Annotated in this window: 15 protein-coding genes; 9 read left to right on the forward strand and 6 right to left on the reverse strand. The window is 57.5% G+C overall.

Going from position 1 to position 14,196, the window contains the following annotated elements:
• Window positions 1-59 precede the first annotated feature (59 nt).
• On the forward strand, window positions 60-542 hold the full coding sequence (gene msrA / locus J8Z22_RS14890; protein WP_252006935.1) for a peptide-methionine (S)-S-oxide reductase MsrA: 483 nt from the start codon (window positions 60-62) through the stop codon (window positions 540-542).
• A gap of 869 nt (window positions 543-1,411) precedes the next feature.
• On the opposite strand, the gene J8Z22_RS14895 is transcribed toward msrA, so the two are convergent.
• Window positions 1,412-1,930, reverse strand: a complete 519-nt coding sequence (locus J8Z22_RS14895; RefSeq protein WP_252006936.1) for a GNAT family N-acetyltransferase — start codon at window positions 1,928-1,930, stop codon at window positions 1,412-1,414.
• 355 nt (window positions 1,931-2,285) lie between these two features.
• Between J8Z22_RS14895 and J8Z22_RS14900 the strand changes: the two genes are divergently transcribed.
• Window positions 2,286-2,477, forward strand: coding sequence for a hypothetical protein (locus J8Z22_RS14900; protein ID WP_028112358.1), 192 nt, complete (start codon window positions 2,286-2,288; stop codon window positions 2,475-2,477).
• Window positions 2,478-2,555: 78 nt separating this feature from the next.
• Here the strand turns inward: J8Z22_RS14900 and pgm are convergent, their stop codons facing one another.
• Both pgm and seqA read right to left on the reverse strand, forming a co-directional pair.
• A complete protein-coding gene (gene pgm, locus J8Z22_RS14905) occupies window positions 2,556-4,199 on the reverse strand; it encodes a phosphoglucomutase (alpha-D-glucose-1,6-bisphosphate-dependent) (RefSeq protein ID WP_252006937.1) in 1,644 nt (547 codons plus the stop codon).
• 55 nt (window positions 4,200-4,254) lie between these two features.
• A complete protein-coding gene (gene seqA, locus J8Z22_RS14910; RefSeq protein WP_028112356.1) occupies window positions 4,255-4,818 on the reverse strand; it encodes a replication initiation negative regulator SeqA in 564 nt (187 codons plus the stop codon).
• A 135-nt stretch (window positions 4,819-4,953) separates the two neighbouring features.
• Here seqA and J8Z22_RS14915 point away from each other — a divergent pair, with 135 nt between their 5' ends.
• The 4 genes from J8Z22_RS14915 to fldA all read left to right on the forward strand — a co-directional run bounded on the left by J8Z22_RS14915 (window position 4,954) and on the right by fldA (window position 6,917).
• The gene (locus tag J8Z22_RS14915) at window positions 4,954-5,730 is read left to right on the forward strand and encodes an alpha/beta fold hydrolase (RefSeq protein WP_035415568.1); all 777 of its coding nucleotides are present in this window, start codon (window positions 4,954-4,956) and stop codon (window positions 5,728-5,730) included.
• Between the two features lie 100 nt (window positions 5,731-5,830).
• Window positions 5,831-6,052, forward strand: a complete 222-nt coding sequence (locus J8Z22_RS14920) for a DUF2788 domain-containing protein (protein ID WP_028112354.1) — start codon at window positions 5,831-5,833, stop codon at window positions 6,050-6,052.
• Window positions 6,053-6,065: 13 nt separating this feature from the next.
• Window positions 6,066-6,395, forward strand: coding sequence for a LexA regulated protein (gene ybfE, locus J8Z22_RS14925; protein ID WP_252006938.1), 330 nt, complete (start codon window positions 6,066-6,068; stop codon window positions 6,393-6,395).
• A complete protein-coding gene (gene fldA / locus J8Z22_RS14930) occupies window positions 6,396-6,917 on the forward strand; it encodes a flavodoxin FldA (protein ID WP_028112352.1) in 522 nt (173 codons plus the stop codon).
• Between the two features lie 47 nt (window positions 6,918-6,964).
• On the opposite strand, the gene J8Z22_RS14935 is transcribed toward fldA, so the two are convergent.
• Window positions 6,965-7,444, reverse strand: a complete 480-nt coding sequence (locus tag J8Z22_RS14935) for a DUF4442 domain-containing protein (protein WP_252006939.1) — start codon at window positions 7,442-7,444, stop codon at window positions 6,965-6,967.
• A gap of 291 nt (window positions 7,445-7,735) precedes the next feature.
• Here J8Z22_RS14935 and J8Z22_RS14940 point away from each other — a divergent pair, with 291 nt between their 5' ends.
• Window positions 7,736-8,950 carry a pyridoxal phosphate-dependent aminotransferase gene (locus J8Z22_RS14940; protein ID WP_028112350.1) on the forward strand — a complete coding sequence of 405 codons (1,215 nt, stop codon included), beginning with the start codon at window positions 7,736-7,738 and terminating at the stop codon, window positions 8,948-8,950.
• A gap of 98 nt (window positions 8,951-9,048) precedes the next feature.
• Window positions 9,049-9,648 carry a 5'-deoxynucleotidase gene (yfbR, locus tag J8Z22_RS14945; protein WP_028112349.1) on the forward strand — a complete coding sequence of 200 codons (600 nt, stop codon included), beginning with the start codon at window positions 9,049-9,051 and terminating at the stop codon, window positions 9,646-9,648.
• A 440-nt stretch (window positions 9,649-10,088) separates the two neighbouring features.
• Here yfbR and J8Z22_RS14950 read toward each other — a convergent pair whose 3' ends face one another.
• Complete coding sequence (locus tag J8Z22_RS14950) at window positions 10,089-10,949, reverse strand: cobalamin-binding protein (protein WP_252006940.1); 861 nt, start codon at window positions 10,947-10,949, stop codon at window positions 10,089-10,091.
• A 193-nt stretch (window positions 10,950-11,142) separates the two neighbouring features.
• On the opposite strand from J8Z22_RS14950, the gene J8Z22_RS14955 reads away from it, so the two are divergent.
• Window positions 11,143-12,387, forward strand: coding sequence for a DUF2325 domain-containing protein (locus J8Z22_RS14955; RefSeq protein WP_252006941.1), 1,245 nt, complete (start codon window positions 11,143-11,145; stop codon window positions 12,385-12,387).
• Here J8Z22_RS14955 and J8Z22_RS14960 read toward each other — a convergent pair.
• On the reverse strand, window positions 12,384-14,027 hold the full coding sequence (locus J8Z22_RS14960; RefSeq protein ID WP_252006942.1) for a patatin-like phospholipase family protein: 1,644 nt from the start codon (window positions 14,025-14,027) through the stop codon (window positions 12,384-12,386). The two genes, J8Z22_RS14955 and J8Z22_RS14960, sit on opposite strands and share 4 nt — an antisense overlap.
• Window positions 14,028-14,196: the final 169 nt, after the last annotated feature.

Here is a 14,196-nt window from a genome sequence, read left to right on the forward strand (position 1 = left end):
ACAGTTTGCAGACACTTAGATGTTTAGACGTCTAGAAGTTCGAATCAAGGAGTCATACTATGGCCATTGCCACCTTTGGTGCAGGATGTTTTTGGGGTGTTGAGCAGTTCTTCAAACAGCTGGATGGGGTCACATCGGCGGTCTGTGGCTACATGGGCGGCGAACAGGCCAACCCAAGCTACGATCAGGTCAAAACCGGCACCAGCGGCCACGCCGAAGTGGTCCAGGTGGAGTTCGATGAGTCCACCATCAGCTACCAGACCTTGCTGGAGACCTTCTGGCAGTTCCACAACCCCACCACGCTCAATCAACAGGGTGACGATCACGGCAGCCAGTACCGCAGCGTGATCTTCTTCCACGACGACACACAACGCCAGCTCGCAGAGGCCTCCAAGGCCCATCAGCAAGCGCAGGGCTACTGGAAAGAAAAAACCATCGTCACCGCCATTGAGCCGATAGCGCCGTTTTATCCCGCTGAGGAGTATCACCAGGGCTATTTCGACAAGCACGACCTGCCCAGCTGTCACATCGCCCTGTACTGAACGGCAACGCCAGTCCTGCCAAGTTGCACCGTCGCCCTTGCCAACGCGAGGGCCCAGCGGCTTTGATTTTGATCCTGGAAAAGACACTGGATACCCGCCTGCGCAAGAATGACGAAAGGCACAGACACTGGATACCCGCGTGCGCGGGCACTACGGAAGGTTGTTGCGAGATGAGTGCAACACTAACGCTGATGACGTCTACCTCCACCTGCCACACCACCTCACCCTCACCGTGTCGCCCTTGCGAACGCGAGGGCCCAGCGGCTTTGATTTTGATTCTGAGAAAGACACTAGGTACCCGCGTGCGCGGGCACGACGGAGGGGGGTTAAGGTTAGTGAGGAGAACAACCAACTCCAAGCTCTACCGGCACCGCAATCACTGCTCGTTTACTCCTCCCCCTCCCTATTGGCACCGTCGCCCTTGCGAACGCGAGGGCCCAGTGGCTTGGGTTTTGATCCAGGGAAAGACACTGGCTGCACGCGTGCGCGGGCACGACGGGAAGGTTGTTGCGAGATGAGTGCAACACTAACGCTGATGGCGTCTACCTCCACCTGCCACACCACCTCACCCTCACCGTGTCGCCCTTGCGAACGCGAAGGCCCAGCGGCTTGGGTTTTGATCCTGGAAAAGACGCTGGCTACCCGCGTGCGCGGGCACGACGGAGGGGGAAGAGTGGTCGCTCATTGCCAACGCGAGGGCCCAGTGGCTTGGGTTTTGATCCAGGGAAAGACACTGGATACCCGCGTGCGCGGGCACGACGGAGGGGAGGAGTGGTCGCTCATTGCGAGCGCGAGGGCCCAGCGGCTTGGGTTTTGATCCAGGGAAAGACACTGGATTCTCGCCTGCGCAAGAATGACAAAAAGCGCGGTCACTCCCCTAGAGGAAGTTCGTCGATGCTGGGGCGCTCAAACCGCTGATCCCACATCTGGCGATCCTCATTGTAGAAGCGCTTACTCAGGGTAAAGCCAAACCGCTGCAAAATCCGGGTCGACGCAATATTGGGCTCAAAGACCTCGGCCACCAGCCGGGCTTCGGGGTGGTGCTCCGCCACCCAGGCCATCAGCGCCGCCATGGCAGCGCTGCCAAGACCGAGTCCCCAGTGGCTCCGCCCCAGCTTGTAACCCACTTCATACTGTCCTGACTCCCCCGGATAGAATGCCACCGTGCCGATGTCTCCCAACTGTGGATGGGTTACTACCCACAGCTTAAGGCCTTGCGGGTTGTCATAGCCGGCCAGCAGAGCGGGCATCTGCTGCTGGATCTGCGCCAAGGTCTGCGGGCCGCGGTCGGTGTAACGCATCACTTCAGGATCCCGTTCCAGCTCAAACAACCAGGTTTCATCGTCGGGCATCAGTCGCCTTATGCTCAGGGCCTTTCCCTCTGTCATTACCGCCTCTTTGCCAAGTAGCCAGATTCCGAATTTGCAGCAAACGCAGGCATAAATCAACGGTTCTCATCCGCAACCGCGGCGGGCACATCTCTGCCGTGCACCATCGCAAAACACTGGCACAATTTCACACCCAACAAAGATTGCAGGAGCCTGAAAAATAAAGAGATAGTACCAAAGCCCCGGAAAGGACTGGCCAATAACCCACTCACTTTCCGAGGAAGTAGTATGCCAGTTTCGTTGCGACGACACGCGGGCCACCTGCAGCGGCGCCACCGCCCTAAAAACGAGGGCGACCGCTGCTGCCGCAGTCATGCTGCAATGATTTCACGGAAATTTTAAAAAGGACTTCACCATGTTGACCAAAAAACACCTTGCCGCCCTGATCATGGCCGCCAGCGCTGCCTTTGGCGCCTCCATTTTCGGCGCCTCAGCCATGAACAGCTGCGCCTGGCAGTGCATGTTGGAACACAACGCCTGTGTCGAGTCGGGCACCAGCGAACGCTACTGCGAAAACCAGTACAAATCCTGCCGCAGCCAGTGCTGATGTTACCTCGGCCGCATTAGCCGGCGGCACAAAAAACGGCAGCCCGAGGCTGCCGTTTTTTTGTGCGTGATGATAGGACTACTCCGCCTCAAACACCGCACTGACCAGGGCCTTGGCGTCCTCAAGCAGCAGTTCGAGATGCGCCTCGCTCTTCAGACTTTCGGCGTAGATCTTATAGATGGCTTCAGTACCGGATGGACGAGCAGCAAACCAGCCGTTTTCCGTGGTCACTTTGAGTCCACCGATGGCTGCGCCATTTCCCGGAGCCTGGGTCAGTCGCGCCACGATGGCTTCGCCTGCCAGAGTATCGGATTGCACCTGCTCCGGCTCCATCGCCTTAAGCAGGCTCTTCTGCGCGTCATTGGCCGGCGCATCGAGTCGGCGATAAAACGCCTGTCCAAACGTCTGCTCCAACTCACGATAGCGCGCTGCCGGCGACTGGCCGGTCACCGCCAGAACTTCGGCCGCCAGCAGTCCCAGAATAAAGCCGTCCTTATCCGTGGAAAAGGCCTGCCCTTGCTTATCCAGGAAGCTGGCTCCGGCGCTCTCTTCTCCGCCGAACGCCAGATTGCCCTGGTGCAGGCCGGATACAAACCACTTAAAGCCTACCGGGACTTCCATCAGTTGACGACCATAGCTGGCCACCACCCGGTCGATAATGGCGGAAGACACCAGAGTCTTACCCACGGGCAGATCGCCCCGCCAGTTCGGCCGGTGTCCCAACAGGTAATCGATGGCTACCGCCAGGTAGTGGTTCGGGTTCATCAGGCCGCCATCACGGCACACAATGCCATGGCGATCGAAATCCGGATCATTGCCAATGCTGATATCAAAGTCGTCTTTGAGTTTGAGCAGATTGGTCATGGCAAAGGGCGACGAGCAATCCATACGAATCTTGCCGTCTTTATCCAGGGGCATGAAGGCAAACGCTGCATCCACCACCGGGTTAACCACCTCGATGTCGATGTTGTACTTGGCCGCAATCCGTGGCCAGGTGTGCACACCGGAGCCCCCCATGGGATCGACACCGATCTTCAGTTTGGCACCGCGAATGGCATCAAAATCAATGACATCGGCGAGATGTTCGACGTAGGTGCCGATGATGTCGACCGATTCAATCAGCCCGGAGGCCATCGCCACATCCAGGCTAACCTGCTGCACGCCGCTAAGACCATCGCTCAGGTAAGCGTTGGCCCGTTCGGCGATAAATCCGGTGGCATCGGTATCCGCCGGGCCGCCATGGGGCGGATTGTACTTAATGCCGCCGTCTTGCGGTGGATTGTGAGACGGGGTCAAGATCAGCCCGTCGGCCCGATCGCCCCCCTGGCGGTTATGATTCAGAATGGCATGGGAGATCACCGGCGTTGCTACAAAGCCCCGCCCCTCCTGAACCCGGGCGGTCACACCGTTGGCCGCCAACACCTGCAATACCGAAGTGAACGCCGGCTGACTCAGGCCATGGGTATCAAACCCCAGGTACATGGGGCCATCAAACCCCTGCATCTGGCGATAATCCACCACCGCCTGAGCAATCGCCAGGATGTGCGACTCATTAAACGAGCGGCTAAAAGCGCAGCCCCGGTGGCCCGAGGTGCCAAAACTGACTCGTTCGGCGCTGTGCTTGGCATTGGGTTTAAGGGTGTAGTAACTGCTGACCAGATGGCTGATGTCGGTGACATCAGCCGGGCTGGCCGTTTGGCCAGCTCGGGAGTGGTGTGCCATAGATTTTTGTCCTGCTTAACGCGTCCGTGCTTCGATGTTCTTTACGTTAGCGACCTTAGATGCGCGCTGCAACGTCCTGAGCCACCTCATCGGGGCACCCCAGCTTAACCGCGACCGATTTCAGCAACGTGCGCTTCTTAGCGGTATTGTTGTTGGACGTCACCCAGTAGGTGCTATCACCGATCTGCTTAGGGTTGGCGGTCTTACTGGCCGACAACAACTCCTCTTTGCTGGTGGCAAAGTAGAGTCGGTCACGGCCGCGAATCTCCAACACACCGGAAAACGCTTCCGGCTGCTGCCGGTACAGGGCATCCAGCAGATACAGGAAACGACCAACCGCCCCTTTCTGCTGGGTCAGCAGCGCATCGTCCAGCAACTCGCTGAACTGGCCCGCTTCGGCGACCCGGGAGCGCACCTCCAGTTGAGGCGCCTCTTCAACCACGACACTGCTGCGCTGTTCCAGCCCCGGCTGACTGATCTGCTCGGGAATGGCCGCCTCAACGTTGCTCGTCTGCAGATTCAGCAAACGACGCAAAATGTCGGAGGCACTCTCGCCAATACGCTGAGTGTTACTGGCAATGTGGCTATACAGTTCGTCGTCGATTTCGATATATTTCATGGGCTTTCCGATCGCCGGGTTGATGTCGACAGGCATTATAACCACACCAGACGAAATCAGGCTACGCCACCGTTTGCATTTTGCCGTTTGCGTCAGCACAATTTGCGCCACCAAAGCACTTCGCATCAGGACGCTATGCTGAACTTCATTGACCAGGGACACGGGCCCGCCGTGGTGTTAATCCACGGGCTATTTGGAAATGCCGATAATTTAGGCCGCCTAGGAGCGGCACTGCTGGCCGAGCACTGGCGGGTGATTCGAATTGACCTCCCCAACCACGGCCGCTCGGTCATGGGGTACCCCATGTCACTGGCCAATATGGCCGAAGCCCTGGAGCAATTGCGTCGGCAACTCAGTCTCGACCGCTGGGCCCTGGTGGGCCACTCATTGGGAGGCAAGGTGGCGATGACCTACGCCCAGGCCCATCCGCAACAGGTGAGCGCCCTGGTGGTGGCCGACATCGCCCCGGTGGGGTATCAGACTCAGCGGCATCAAGCGGTTCTCGCCACCCTGACCGAACTGAATCAGCAGCCGCAACTGACCCGAAAATCCGCCCAACAACACTTCAACCAAGCCGGCATTGACAGTGGCACCAGCGCCTTTCTGCTGAAAAACCTGCGTCCGGACAGTGACGGTGACTATCATTGGCAGCTGGACATCAACACCATCGTCCACCACTACCCGGACATCATCGGTCCACTGCCGGAGCAGCCGCCCTATTCGGGCCCGGTGTTGTTTGTGAAAGGGGAGCGCTCGGATTACCTGCTGCCGGAACACCGGCCGGAGATCGGCCGCCGCTTTCCCCAGGCAAAAGCCCGGATCATTACCGGCACCGGTCACTGGCTGCACGCCGAAAAACCCGATCAGTTCAACCGTCATGTGGCGCAGTTTCTGGCGCCTTATCAAGGGTAAATCCCATACGGTTACTATGATAAGTTACCGCTGAAAACCGTTCTAACCCCAGTGAGGTTATGCTATAGTAGCCCGCCGGTTTCGCCAGGATGGTAAAAGGATGTTAGTCACAGACGTAGCACAGCTCGAAGCAGTAGGGTTAAACCTGTTTTTTGCAGCGGTGTTTTTTCTGATTGGAATGTCGATCCGGGACGTATTAAACAAAGGCGATGTTCCTCCTTTTGGTCGTGGCATCGTCTGGCTCGTGCTCTTTCTCGGCTGTGCCGGCTTTATCGCCAAAGGCATTATTCAGCTGGTATGGGAAGGCGCCGGGATTGGTTAAGTAGCGACAATGCATGGCAGTAGAAAAGACGGATAGAACCACCATGGATCTGTTCGCGACTGAGAAGCGTCGCGGCAGGCCCAGAAGCAACCCGTTGCCTCGAAAAGAGCAACTGCGTGTCAACAAGCGCAATCAGATTCAGCGCGACCGCACCCTGGGGTTGAAACGAATTGAACTTAAAGTTTCCGATGAACTCTATACTGCATTAAATGAGCAGGCGACCCTGGACAATGTCAGTCGCGGTCAATTGATAGAGTCCATTCTTCTGAAACAGTTTCAACAAGTTGGTAAGGCTGACGAGACACTGTCAGCCGCAGTTATTGACGAACAAATAGGTAGATAAATGGCAAGCGTAGGTCTGTTTTTTGGCAGCGACACTGGCAACACCGAAGCCGTCGCCAAGATGATCCAGAAAAAACTGGGTGCAATCTGTGATGTGAAAGATATCGCTAAAAGCACCAAAGAAGAGATTGATGAGTTCAGCCTGCTGCTGTTCGGCATTCCGACCTGGTATTACGGCGAAGCCCAGTGTGACTGGGACGACTTCTTCCCCGAACTGGAGCAGATCGACTTTACCGATAAGCTGGTAGCCATCTTTGGCTGTGGCGACCAAGAGGATTACGCCGAGTACTTCCTCGACGCCATGGGTATGGTGGGTGACATCGTTCGCGATCGCGGCGGCATCATCGTTGGCCACACCTCCACCGAAGGTTTCGAATTTGAAGCCTCCAAGGCGCTGGTTGATGACAACACCTTTGTAGGCCTGGGCATCGATGAAGATCGCCAACCTGAGCTGACCGAAAGCCGTGTCGACGCTTGGGTTAAGCAGATCTACGAAGAGATGTGCCTGGCGGAGTTGGCGTAAGGCCGGCCTTCCACCCGCACAAAAAACGGACCTCGGGGTCCGTTTTTTTATGCCGCTTTTTGGTCTTTACCGGCAAACACCTTACGTACGTACAGCACTCGAGTCAGGCGGCACACCACGTCACCGCGGCCATCTTTCACCTCCACCACGAACTTGGGCAGGTATTTACTGCCATCCGCAGTCGCTTGCCGTACCTGGCGAATGGTGTCGGCATCGATGATAAACTCCGCCGTCAGTCGCCCTTTGCCGGGCTTAATGAAATCGATGTCGGCGGATTTGTCCCAGACCCGGTAGCCCCGCCCCAACTTTCCCATCAACAACAAGGCATAAAACGGGTCGGTCATGGAAAACAGACTGCCGCCATAATGACTGCGGTTGATGTTGCGATTCCACGGGCGCTCTCTCAGCGCCACCCGACAGTAACTGTAGTCCGGTGCCAGTTTTTCAATCTTGATGCTGCTGAACAGCAGCGGTGGCCAAAGATTCATTATGCGACGAAAGGTTGCCGCCGAAACCGGGATTGCCATATCTCTCCATCTGGTATGACCTGCATAGAGGCCGTGTTATACCCTAACAACGGTGAAAAGTCATCCAGTCAGAAGCCTTTGAAAATCAGAGCATCAAGGAGGAAAATCAAACAACGACCTCAAGGTAACGCCAGCCAGCCCCAAACCAGGCAGTGAAAAACACCATTCATCACCCTCTGACTTACGCCTATCGCTACTCAGGCCCCATTTTGTAAGGCTTTCTTTAGCCAGCATAATCCGCTAACTTAACCACACTCTTCCCCTCTCTGCCGCTAAGAGGTACCTGTGGCCATGCACCCGATATTAAAGTCCGACAAACTCAGCACCGTCTGTTACGACATCCGTGGCCCGGTGGCTCGAGAGGCAAAACGGCTGGAAGAGGAGGGGCACCGGGTTCTGAAACTGAACATCGGCAACCCCGCCCCGTTCGGCTTTGAAGCCCCGGAAGAGATTGTCCGCGACGTCATTCACAACCTGCCTGAAAGCCAGGGCTATTGTGATGCCAAAGGGCTGTTTTCCGCCCGCAAGGCGGTGGTGCACTATTTCCAGCAGATGGGCATCCACGATCTGGATGTGGACGACGTCTACATTGGCAACGGCGTCTCAGAACTGATTGTGATGGCGATGCAGGGTCTGCTCAATAACGGTGATGAAGTGCTGGTTCCGGCACCCGACTACCCGCTGTGGACCGCCGCCGTGCACCTGGCCGGCGGCGCTGCCCGTCACTACCGCTGCGACGAACAGGCGGATTGGTTTCCGGATCTGGACGACATTCGGGCCAAGATCACTCCGCGCACCAAGGCGCTGGTGTTGATCAACCCCAACAACCCCACCGGCGCGGTGTACAGCAAAGCGGTGCTGCTGGAACTGCTGCAGATTGCCCGAGAACACAATCTGGTGGTGTTCTCCGATGAGATCTACGATAAGATCCTTTACGACGGTGCCGAGCACATTCCCACTTGCACCCTGGCCGACGATTTGCTGATCATCACCTTCAACGGCCTGTCCAAGGTATACCGGGCCGCCGGTTTCCGCGCCGGCTGGATGGTACTGACCGGCAACCGTGGCATCGCCAAGAACTACATCGAAGGGCTGGAGATGCTGGCGTCGATGCGATTGTGCGCCAACGTACCGGTGCAGCACGCCATTCAGACGGCCCTGGGTGGCTACCAAAGCATCCAGGAACTGATTCTGCCCGGCGGCCGCCTGCTGGAACAGCGGGATCTGGTGGTGGATCGCCTCAACGCCATTGATGGCGTCAGTTGCACCCGCCCCAAGGGAGCCATGTACGCCTTTCCCAAACTGGATGTGAACAAATTCAACCTGATTGATGACGAAAAACTGGTGCTGGACCTGCTGATGCAGGAGAAGATTCTGCTGGTGCAGGGCACCGCCTTTAACTGGCCCGAACCGGACCACCTGCGGTTTGTGTTCCTGCCCCACATCGAGGATCTCGGCCGGGCACTGGACAAGTTTGAAGCCTTTCTCAGCCGCTACCGGCAGTGATAGACTGAACCAACCCGTTGATCAAAAAGCGCCTCAGGGCGCTTTTTTGTTAATCGACCCGATGCCCAGCGGCAAGGCTGATACCCAAGGAGCCCAACATGAGCCACAAGTTTTTAAACCTCGCCCTGCGGCAACGACTGCTGAAGCGCTGGAGCCTGATGTACTCGATGCAACCGGAATCCGTTTTGGAACACTCAGCCATCGTCGGCATTCTGACCTTTCTCACCGGCAAAATCGCCGAGCAACAGGGGCGGCAGGTAGATCTAAGCAAAATGCTCTCCCACGCCCTGCTTCACGACATGTCAGAAACCATTACCGGTGACGTGGTCACCCCGGTCAAGCGAGCCAACGACACCCTGTACAGCGAATTCAAACAGCTGGAGCGCGCCGCAGAAAAACGGATTCTGCAAACGGCGCCGCCAGCGCTGCACAGCGCCATCGAAGAGGCCTTTAACCCCGGTGGCATTGAACAAGAGCTGGTGAAAGCCTGCGACATCTATTCCGCCTACCTGAAGTGCCGACTGGAAGTGGCCTTTGGTAACGCCGTCGAATTCGGTGACGCCCTGGCGCGCATGGAAGAGAGTGTGAAACAGGTCTGCGATCGCTATCCCGAGATGGCCATACTGCACCAATGGTTCGGTGAAGACAGCGACTGCTCAGTGGATCACCTGATAACCTCAAACGATTCCAACAGTTAGCCGCCGTCGTCAAAAAGTCGTCACCCGACAATTAAATGACGCAAAAACAGCTTCAAAATCAAAGGTTAAGCTTATTCCGAATCGTTCTAGCCACCGACAGGACAAGCAAACTATCTCTCTTATACTTTGAGTGTCATCGCGATGCCTGCAATGGCTCAGGACAAGGAAGTTAGAATGGATTGTCTCGCATCTCCCTGGACGCAACTGCTCCCGTGAGTCAATCCCGTCCCTACCCAGCCCTTCCTCTTGGCCTACAGCCATCGGCACGCGTCCATTCGCTCATCAAGGAGGACCGCACTCACGGAAGAGACCATGCAACACCGTGACAACCGGCTCACACTTCCCGGTTGCTCACTCGTCTTCGGCGGATCAGCGAAGACCCCCATCCCAAGCAGTTCGGTACTCTGATCCAGTTTGACCCAGCCATAATTTGGGCCCCGTCACATCGGGGCCTCTTTTTTGGCCGCCAGCACCTCGCGAGCCTGATCCAATGACTGGCACAACTGCTCCATCCCCAGCAATATTCGCGGTCCGGTACGATGGAGCCAATCACTGTTGACCTCGTACACCAAGCCCTTGTCGATGGCCGGAATCTCCGGCCATTGCTGCCACATGGCAACGTCATTACCACCGAGGCCGTGATTGGTCGGCACAATCAGCACCTGCGGAGACGCGGTAATGACCTGCTCGGTACTGACCTGGGGGTAGTCGGCACGGGCATCGGCAAACAGATTGACGCCACCACAACTGGCGATCAGCTCGTCCATCCAGGCGCTGGACGCGGTCATCAACGGCGTCGACCACAGCTGATAAAATACCGTCACCTCGGCGCGATGCTGATAGCGGTTCAACAAGCGCTGATGGCGCTCGGTGAACGCCGCCGCGGCGCGCTGCCCCTGCACGGGATGGCCGGTTTTCTGGCCTAATGACGCCATCAACGGGCCAATCTCGGCGATGCTGGTCACACTGGTATCGACCACCGTTAACCCCAGCGCCTTGAGGCGTTCGACAAAATGCCGCGACGTATCGCTGATCCCCAGCACCACCAGATCCGGCTGCAACTGCACCAAGGCTTCAAAATCCAGCTCATCGTGACGGCCAATACGCCGAATCTGCTGTGCCGCCTCGGGGTAATCCGCGTACTCGATGGTGGCAATGATTTGCTCTCCCGCGCCAACCTGATACAGCAGTTCGACCGAATGCGGCGTTAAAGCGGCGATGCGCGGCAACGGCGCGCCCTGCGCCCAAGCCACACCACTCTGCACAGCCAGCAACCAGATAGCCAGCGTTCGAGCCAACATGGGGGGTATCCTTACTCTCATGGAAGACAAGCGTACTGTATCAGGGGCCCACTGCCCGGGCCAGCCTGAGGTGGCACTCTCTTTTTTGCGCCAAATGATAATGATTATCATTGACAACCCATCCCTGACCGTTACACTGATACCACTAACGACTCAATCCGAATGAATCAGCCAGATCGAATGAGGGAACCGCATGTGTGATGCTCAAACCACCGCCACCGGAGCATTGGTCCTAAGCAGCTTCAAAGGCAAGCGCAAACTGTGGGAGCTGACCAGCAAGCTGCTGTGTCCCGTCATCGGTACCTGCCTGACCACCACCGAGATCCGCAAATTGGCGGAGAAAATCGCCGACAAAGAGGTGGCCAGAAAGAGTGACTACTGGCTGCACACCTGGGTGGTCTCCAACTGCGACAGCAAGCACCGGTTGTCTGTGGCCGTTCAAAAACACCTCGACAAAAAGTTTGCCGCCGCCATTAAACGATTTGGCCAGGTAAAATGCCGGGATGAATTAAAACGGGTCTGGCAGCAACACATCGAGCGCGGAGCCAGCGCCGAAGCCCTGTGGGCGTTGCTGACTCATCCCCTGTGCGACCTGCCCACACAAGACATGGCCTACGAGACCATCCACATGCTGTCCCACCAGATTGGCGCCGGCCAACGGGCGGACCTGAAGCGACTGCACGACGCCGAAAAAGAGTTGCTGGCACTGAAAAAAGCGTTGGAAAAGAGCCAGCAAAAAGCCCATCAGACCATCTCCGACAAAGATCGGCAATTGCAGGCAATGCAGCAGCAACTGGCGGAGCTGAAGGCGGAAAACCTGCGCCTGAAAGAACACAATCAGACACTGGCACTCCAGGAGGCGCCCCACCAGCACGCGCCGCAATTGCAGCAACTTCGCAATGAACTGGCCAGCAAAACCACCGCCGTCGAAGTGCTGGATCGGCAGAAGGTGCAGTGGCAGCAGAAATTGCAGGCCAGTGAAAACAACGTGCTCGACCTGACCCAGAAACTGGCGCAGCAACAGCAGGAAACCCGAGCCCTGGAAGGCTTCGTAAAGCAAAGCCTGTCCCCCTGCAATGGCTGCAGCGCCGACAGTTGCCGTGACTGTCCCGATTTAAAGGGGCAGAAGATTCTGTGCGTAGGCGGACTTCATCGCATGACCGACCAATACCGGGAATTGGTGTCGCGCTGTAACGGCGAATTCAGTCACCACGACGGTGGAGTCGAAGACAGCCGCAAGCGCCTGGATGCGTTGCTGTGGTCCGCCGATGCGGTGATCTGCGCTACCGACTGCATTAGCCACGACGCCTACTACCGCCTCAAGCGCTTCTGCAAACAGCACAACAAGCGCCACTTGTTTATTCCCTCCTCCGGCCTGTCCAGCTTTGCCAAGGCCATGGACGACGTCGCCAATGAGGTCAGCTGCATTAGCCTCTAATCCTCGACCTCACCCCAGGAGTCGGTAATGGCTCGCTTGGCCACGTAACGGGCCAGGCTGGCCAGCAAGTGTGTCTGTACCGGCGTCATATCGATGACCGCGGCATTCTCCATAAAGGTCTCGAAGTGAGGGAAATTGTCCAACCCATAGGGGTCCCAATCGTCTTGCCCCTGCTGCCGAATCTCCTGCGCTAACCGCTCATCCGCCAGGGCATTTTCCCAGGCCTGGCTGCGCTGATTGTACACCCAGGTAATGGTGACCTCACGGCCACCGGCAATGCCGTACACCGGGTTGTCCCGAGTGACCAGCGTCTGAGTGGCGAACAGACCTTTGTGGGCAACACTGGCAAACGGTGTGCGCTGAACCCGGGCATCAAACAGCGCTCGAAGCTCATTGAGCTTGCTCTCCCCCTGCTCAAACACCAGATTATCCCGAAACTGGCCCAGGCCCAGGTTGTCTCGCAGCGGTACAAACAGCGCCTTGAGTGACTTGTTGATGTTGGTCGACTCGATGTCGTCTCCGGGAATGTAGGGACACTTGGTGTTGATGAACACCAGTAACCGCGTCACCCCTCTAGCCAGCAGTGGCATGATCCCCAGGTTCTCCATGTGGCCACCGTCGGAATGAGCATACTCTTCGGCCAGTCGCTGTACCCCGTCCGGCACCTGAACCGGCAGGTGATAAAACTCCGGGAACCCCAGCGCCCCCAGGCCCAGGGCATTGGTTAGCTGCTGCGGTGCCGCACCGGAGCTGGCCATGATGTCGGACAGAGAGAACGCCTTTTCGTTGGTCCAGTCAAACAGAGTGCGCGGCGACCGCTTAACGGTCATGGTCAGGGTTCCCTCGCCGGATACCACCCGATAAGGCCCGGCGCAGTCGTAACCATAGCTGCTGAGGTAGCCACCACCGAAATGCTCGTCGTCACCTATGCCATCACGATCGCGGTGGGATACCCGAACTCCGCTGTAGTACGGGGTGTACTCAACGTGATAGCGCTGAGTGCGGCCGATGCCATCGCCATTGAGCAGGGTGGCGCCGACCAGCAAATAGGGCACCCCATCCCGTAGCCGCTGAAACTGATCCGGACTGAGGTTGGCGTTAGCGTCACAGGCTTCAGCCACCGAATGCAGATCGTAACTGAAGGCCATTTGCGGCTGATGCAAACCAAACGGCGCCAGGAAGATACGACCAATCACCTCGGCGTAACTCTCGTCCCCCCGGCCCTGCAAGGCGGCTCCTAGCAGGCGCGTCACCACCCCGGCATTCACCAGGCAGTGTTGAAACGACCGCTCTGGCACCGCCTGAATGTCGCGCTCGCGTAACTGCGATGGCGGCAAGATCGCGCCCCAGAACTGCGGCAGTTGGTGAGCCGGCAGAAAGCCATAAGGCACCGACGCCCAGCTGCCGCCGGAAACCGCCGACAGATAGCCGACCCGCTTGATCACCCCGGTGTCGTGCAAGGCCTTAAGCTGGCCCAGAGTGCAGCAGGCGCTGCGGGTACCGCCTCCTGAAAACGCGACCCCCAGGGGTTTCTCGTTCAAGCGCTGCCGGAACCCAGGCAGTCGGTGCTCGGGAAACTGCTGCGGCTGGGCCAGGTTGTCCATGGGAAAAGCCAGTACCTGATATCGAATCGCCATCATGATCTCCTTATTCCTGACGAACGGCGGCGCAGACGGGCGGCGGCCAGTCCATTTATAGTACGCCAGTCGGGCAAAATCGCCACCGGCAGCGCCGCTCGGGGTGCACAACGGCAAATTTAGCGTCGACGGTTGTTAAGTAATTGAATAACAGCGTCAGTTCACCGACACT

Source organism: Ferrimonas sp. SCSIO 43195, from assembly GCF_023716685.1.
GTDB classification, from domain to species: domain Bacteria; phylum Pseudomonadota; class Gammaproteobacteria; order Enterobacterales; family Shewanellaceae; genus Ferrimonas; species Ferrimonas kyonanensis.

Excerpts from the sequence above, each read along its gene's own strand:
- msrA (WP_252006935.1), top strand. The coding sequence starts at position 60 with ATGGCCATTGCCACCTTTGGTGCAGGATGTTTTTGGGGTGTTGAGCAG.
- J8Z22_RS14895 (WP_252006936.1), bottom strand. The coding sequence starts at position 1,930 with ATGACAGAGGGAAAGGCCCTGAGCATAAGGCGACTGATGCCCGACGAT.
- J8Z22_RS14900 (WP_028112358.1), top strand. The coding sequence starts at position 2,286 with ATGTTGACCAAAAAACACCTTGCCGCCCTGATCATGGCCGCCAGCGCT.
- pgm (WP_252006937.1), bottom strand. The coding sequence starts at position 4,199 with ATGGCACACCACTCCCGAGCTGGCCAAACGGCCAGCCCGGCTGATGTC.
- seqA (WP_028112356.1), bottom strand. The coding sequence starts at position 4,818 with ATGAAATATATCGAAATCGACGACGAACTGTATAGCCACATTGCCAGT.
- J8Z22_RS14915 (WP_035415568.1), top strand. The coding sequence starts at position 4,954 with ATGCTGAACTTCATTGACCAGGGACACGGGCCCGCCGTGGTGTTAATC.
- J8Z22_RS14920 (WP_028112354.1), top strand. The coding sequence starts at position 5,831 with ATGTTAGTCACAGACGTAGCACAGCTCGAAGCAGTAGGGTTAAACCTG.
- ybfE (WP_252006938.1), top strand. The coding sequence starts at position 6,066 with ATGGCAGTAGAAAAGACGGATAGAACCACCATGGATCTGTTCGCGACT.
- fldA (WP_028112352.1), top strand. The coding sequence starts at position 6,396 with ATGGCAAGCGTAGGTCTGTTTTTTGGCAGCGACACTGGCAACACCGAA.
- J8Z22_RS14935 (WP_252006939.1), bottom strand. The coding sequence starts at position 7,444 with ATGGCAATCCCGGTTTCGGCGGCAACCTTTCGTCGCATAATGAATCTT.
- J8Z22_RS14940 (WP_028112350.1), top strand. The coding sequence starts at position 7,736 with ATGCACCCGATATTAAAGTCCGACAAACTCAGCACCGTCTGTTACGAC.
- yfbR (WP_028112349.1), top strand. The coding sequence starts at position 9,049 with ATGAGCCACAAGTTTTTAAACCTCGCCCTGCGGCAACGACTGCTGAAG.
- J8Z22_RS14950 (WP_252006940.1), bottom strand. The coding sequence starts at position 10,949 with ATGTTGGCTCGAACGCTGGCTATCTGGTTGCTGGCTGTGCAGAGTGGT.
- J8Z22_RS14955 (WP_252006941.1), top strand. The coding sequence starts at position 11,143 with ATGTGTGATGCTCAAACCACCGCCACCGGAGCATTGGTCCTAAGCAGC.
- J8Z22_RS14960 (WP_252006942.1), bottom strand. The coding sequence starts at position 14,027 with ATGATGGCGATTCGATATCAGGTACTGGCTTTTCCCATGGACAACCTG.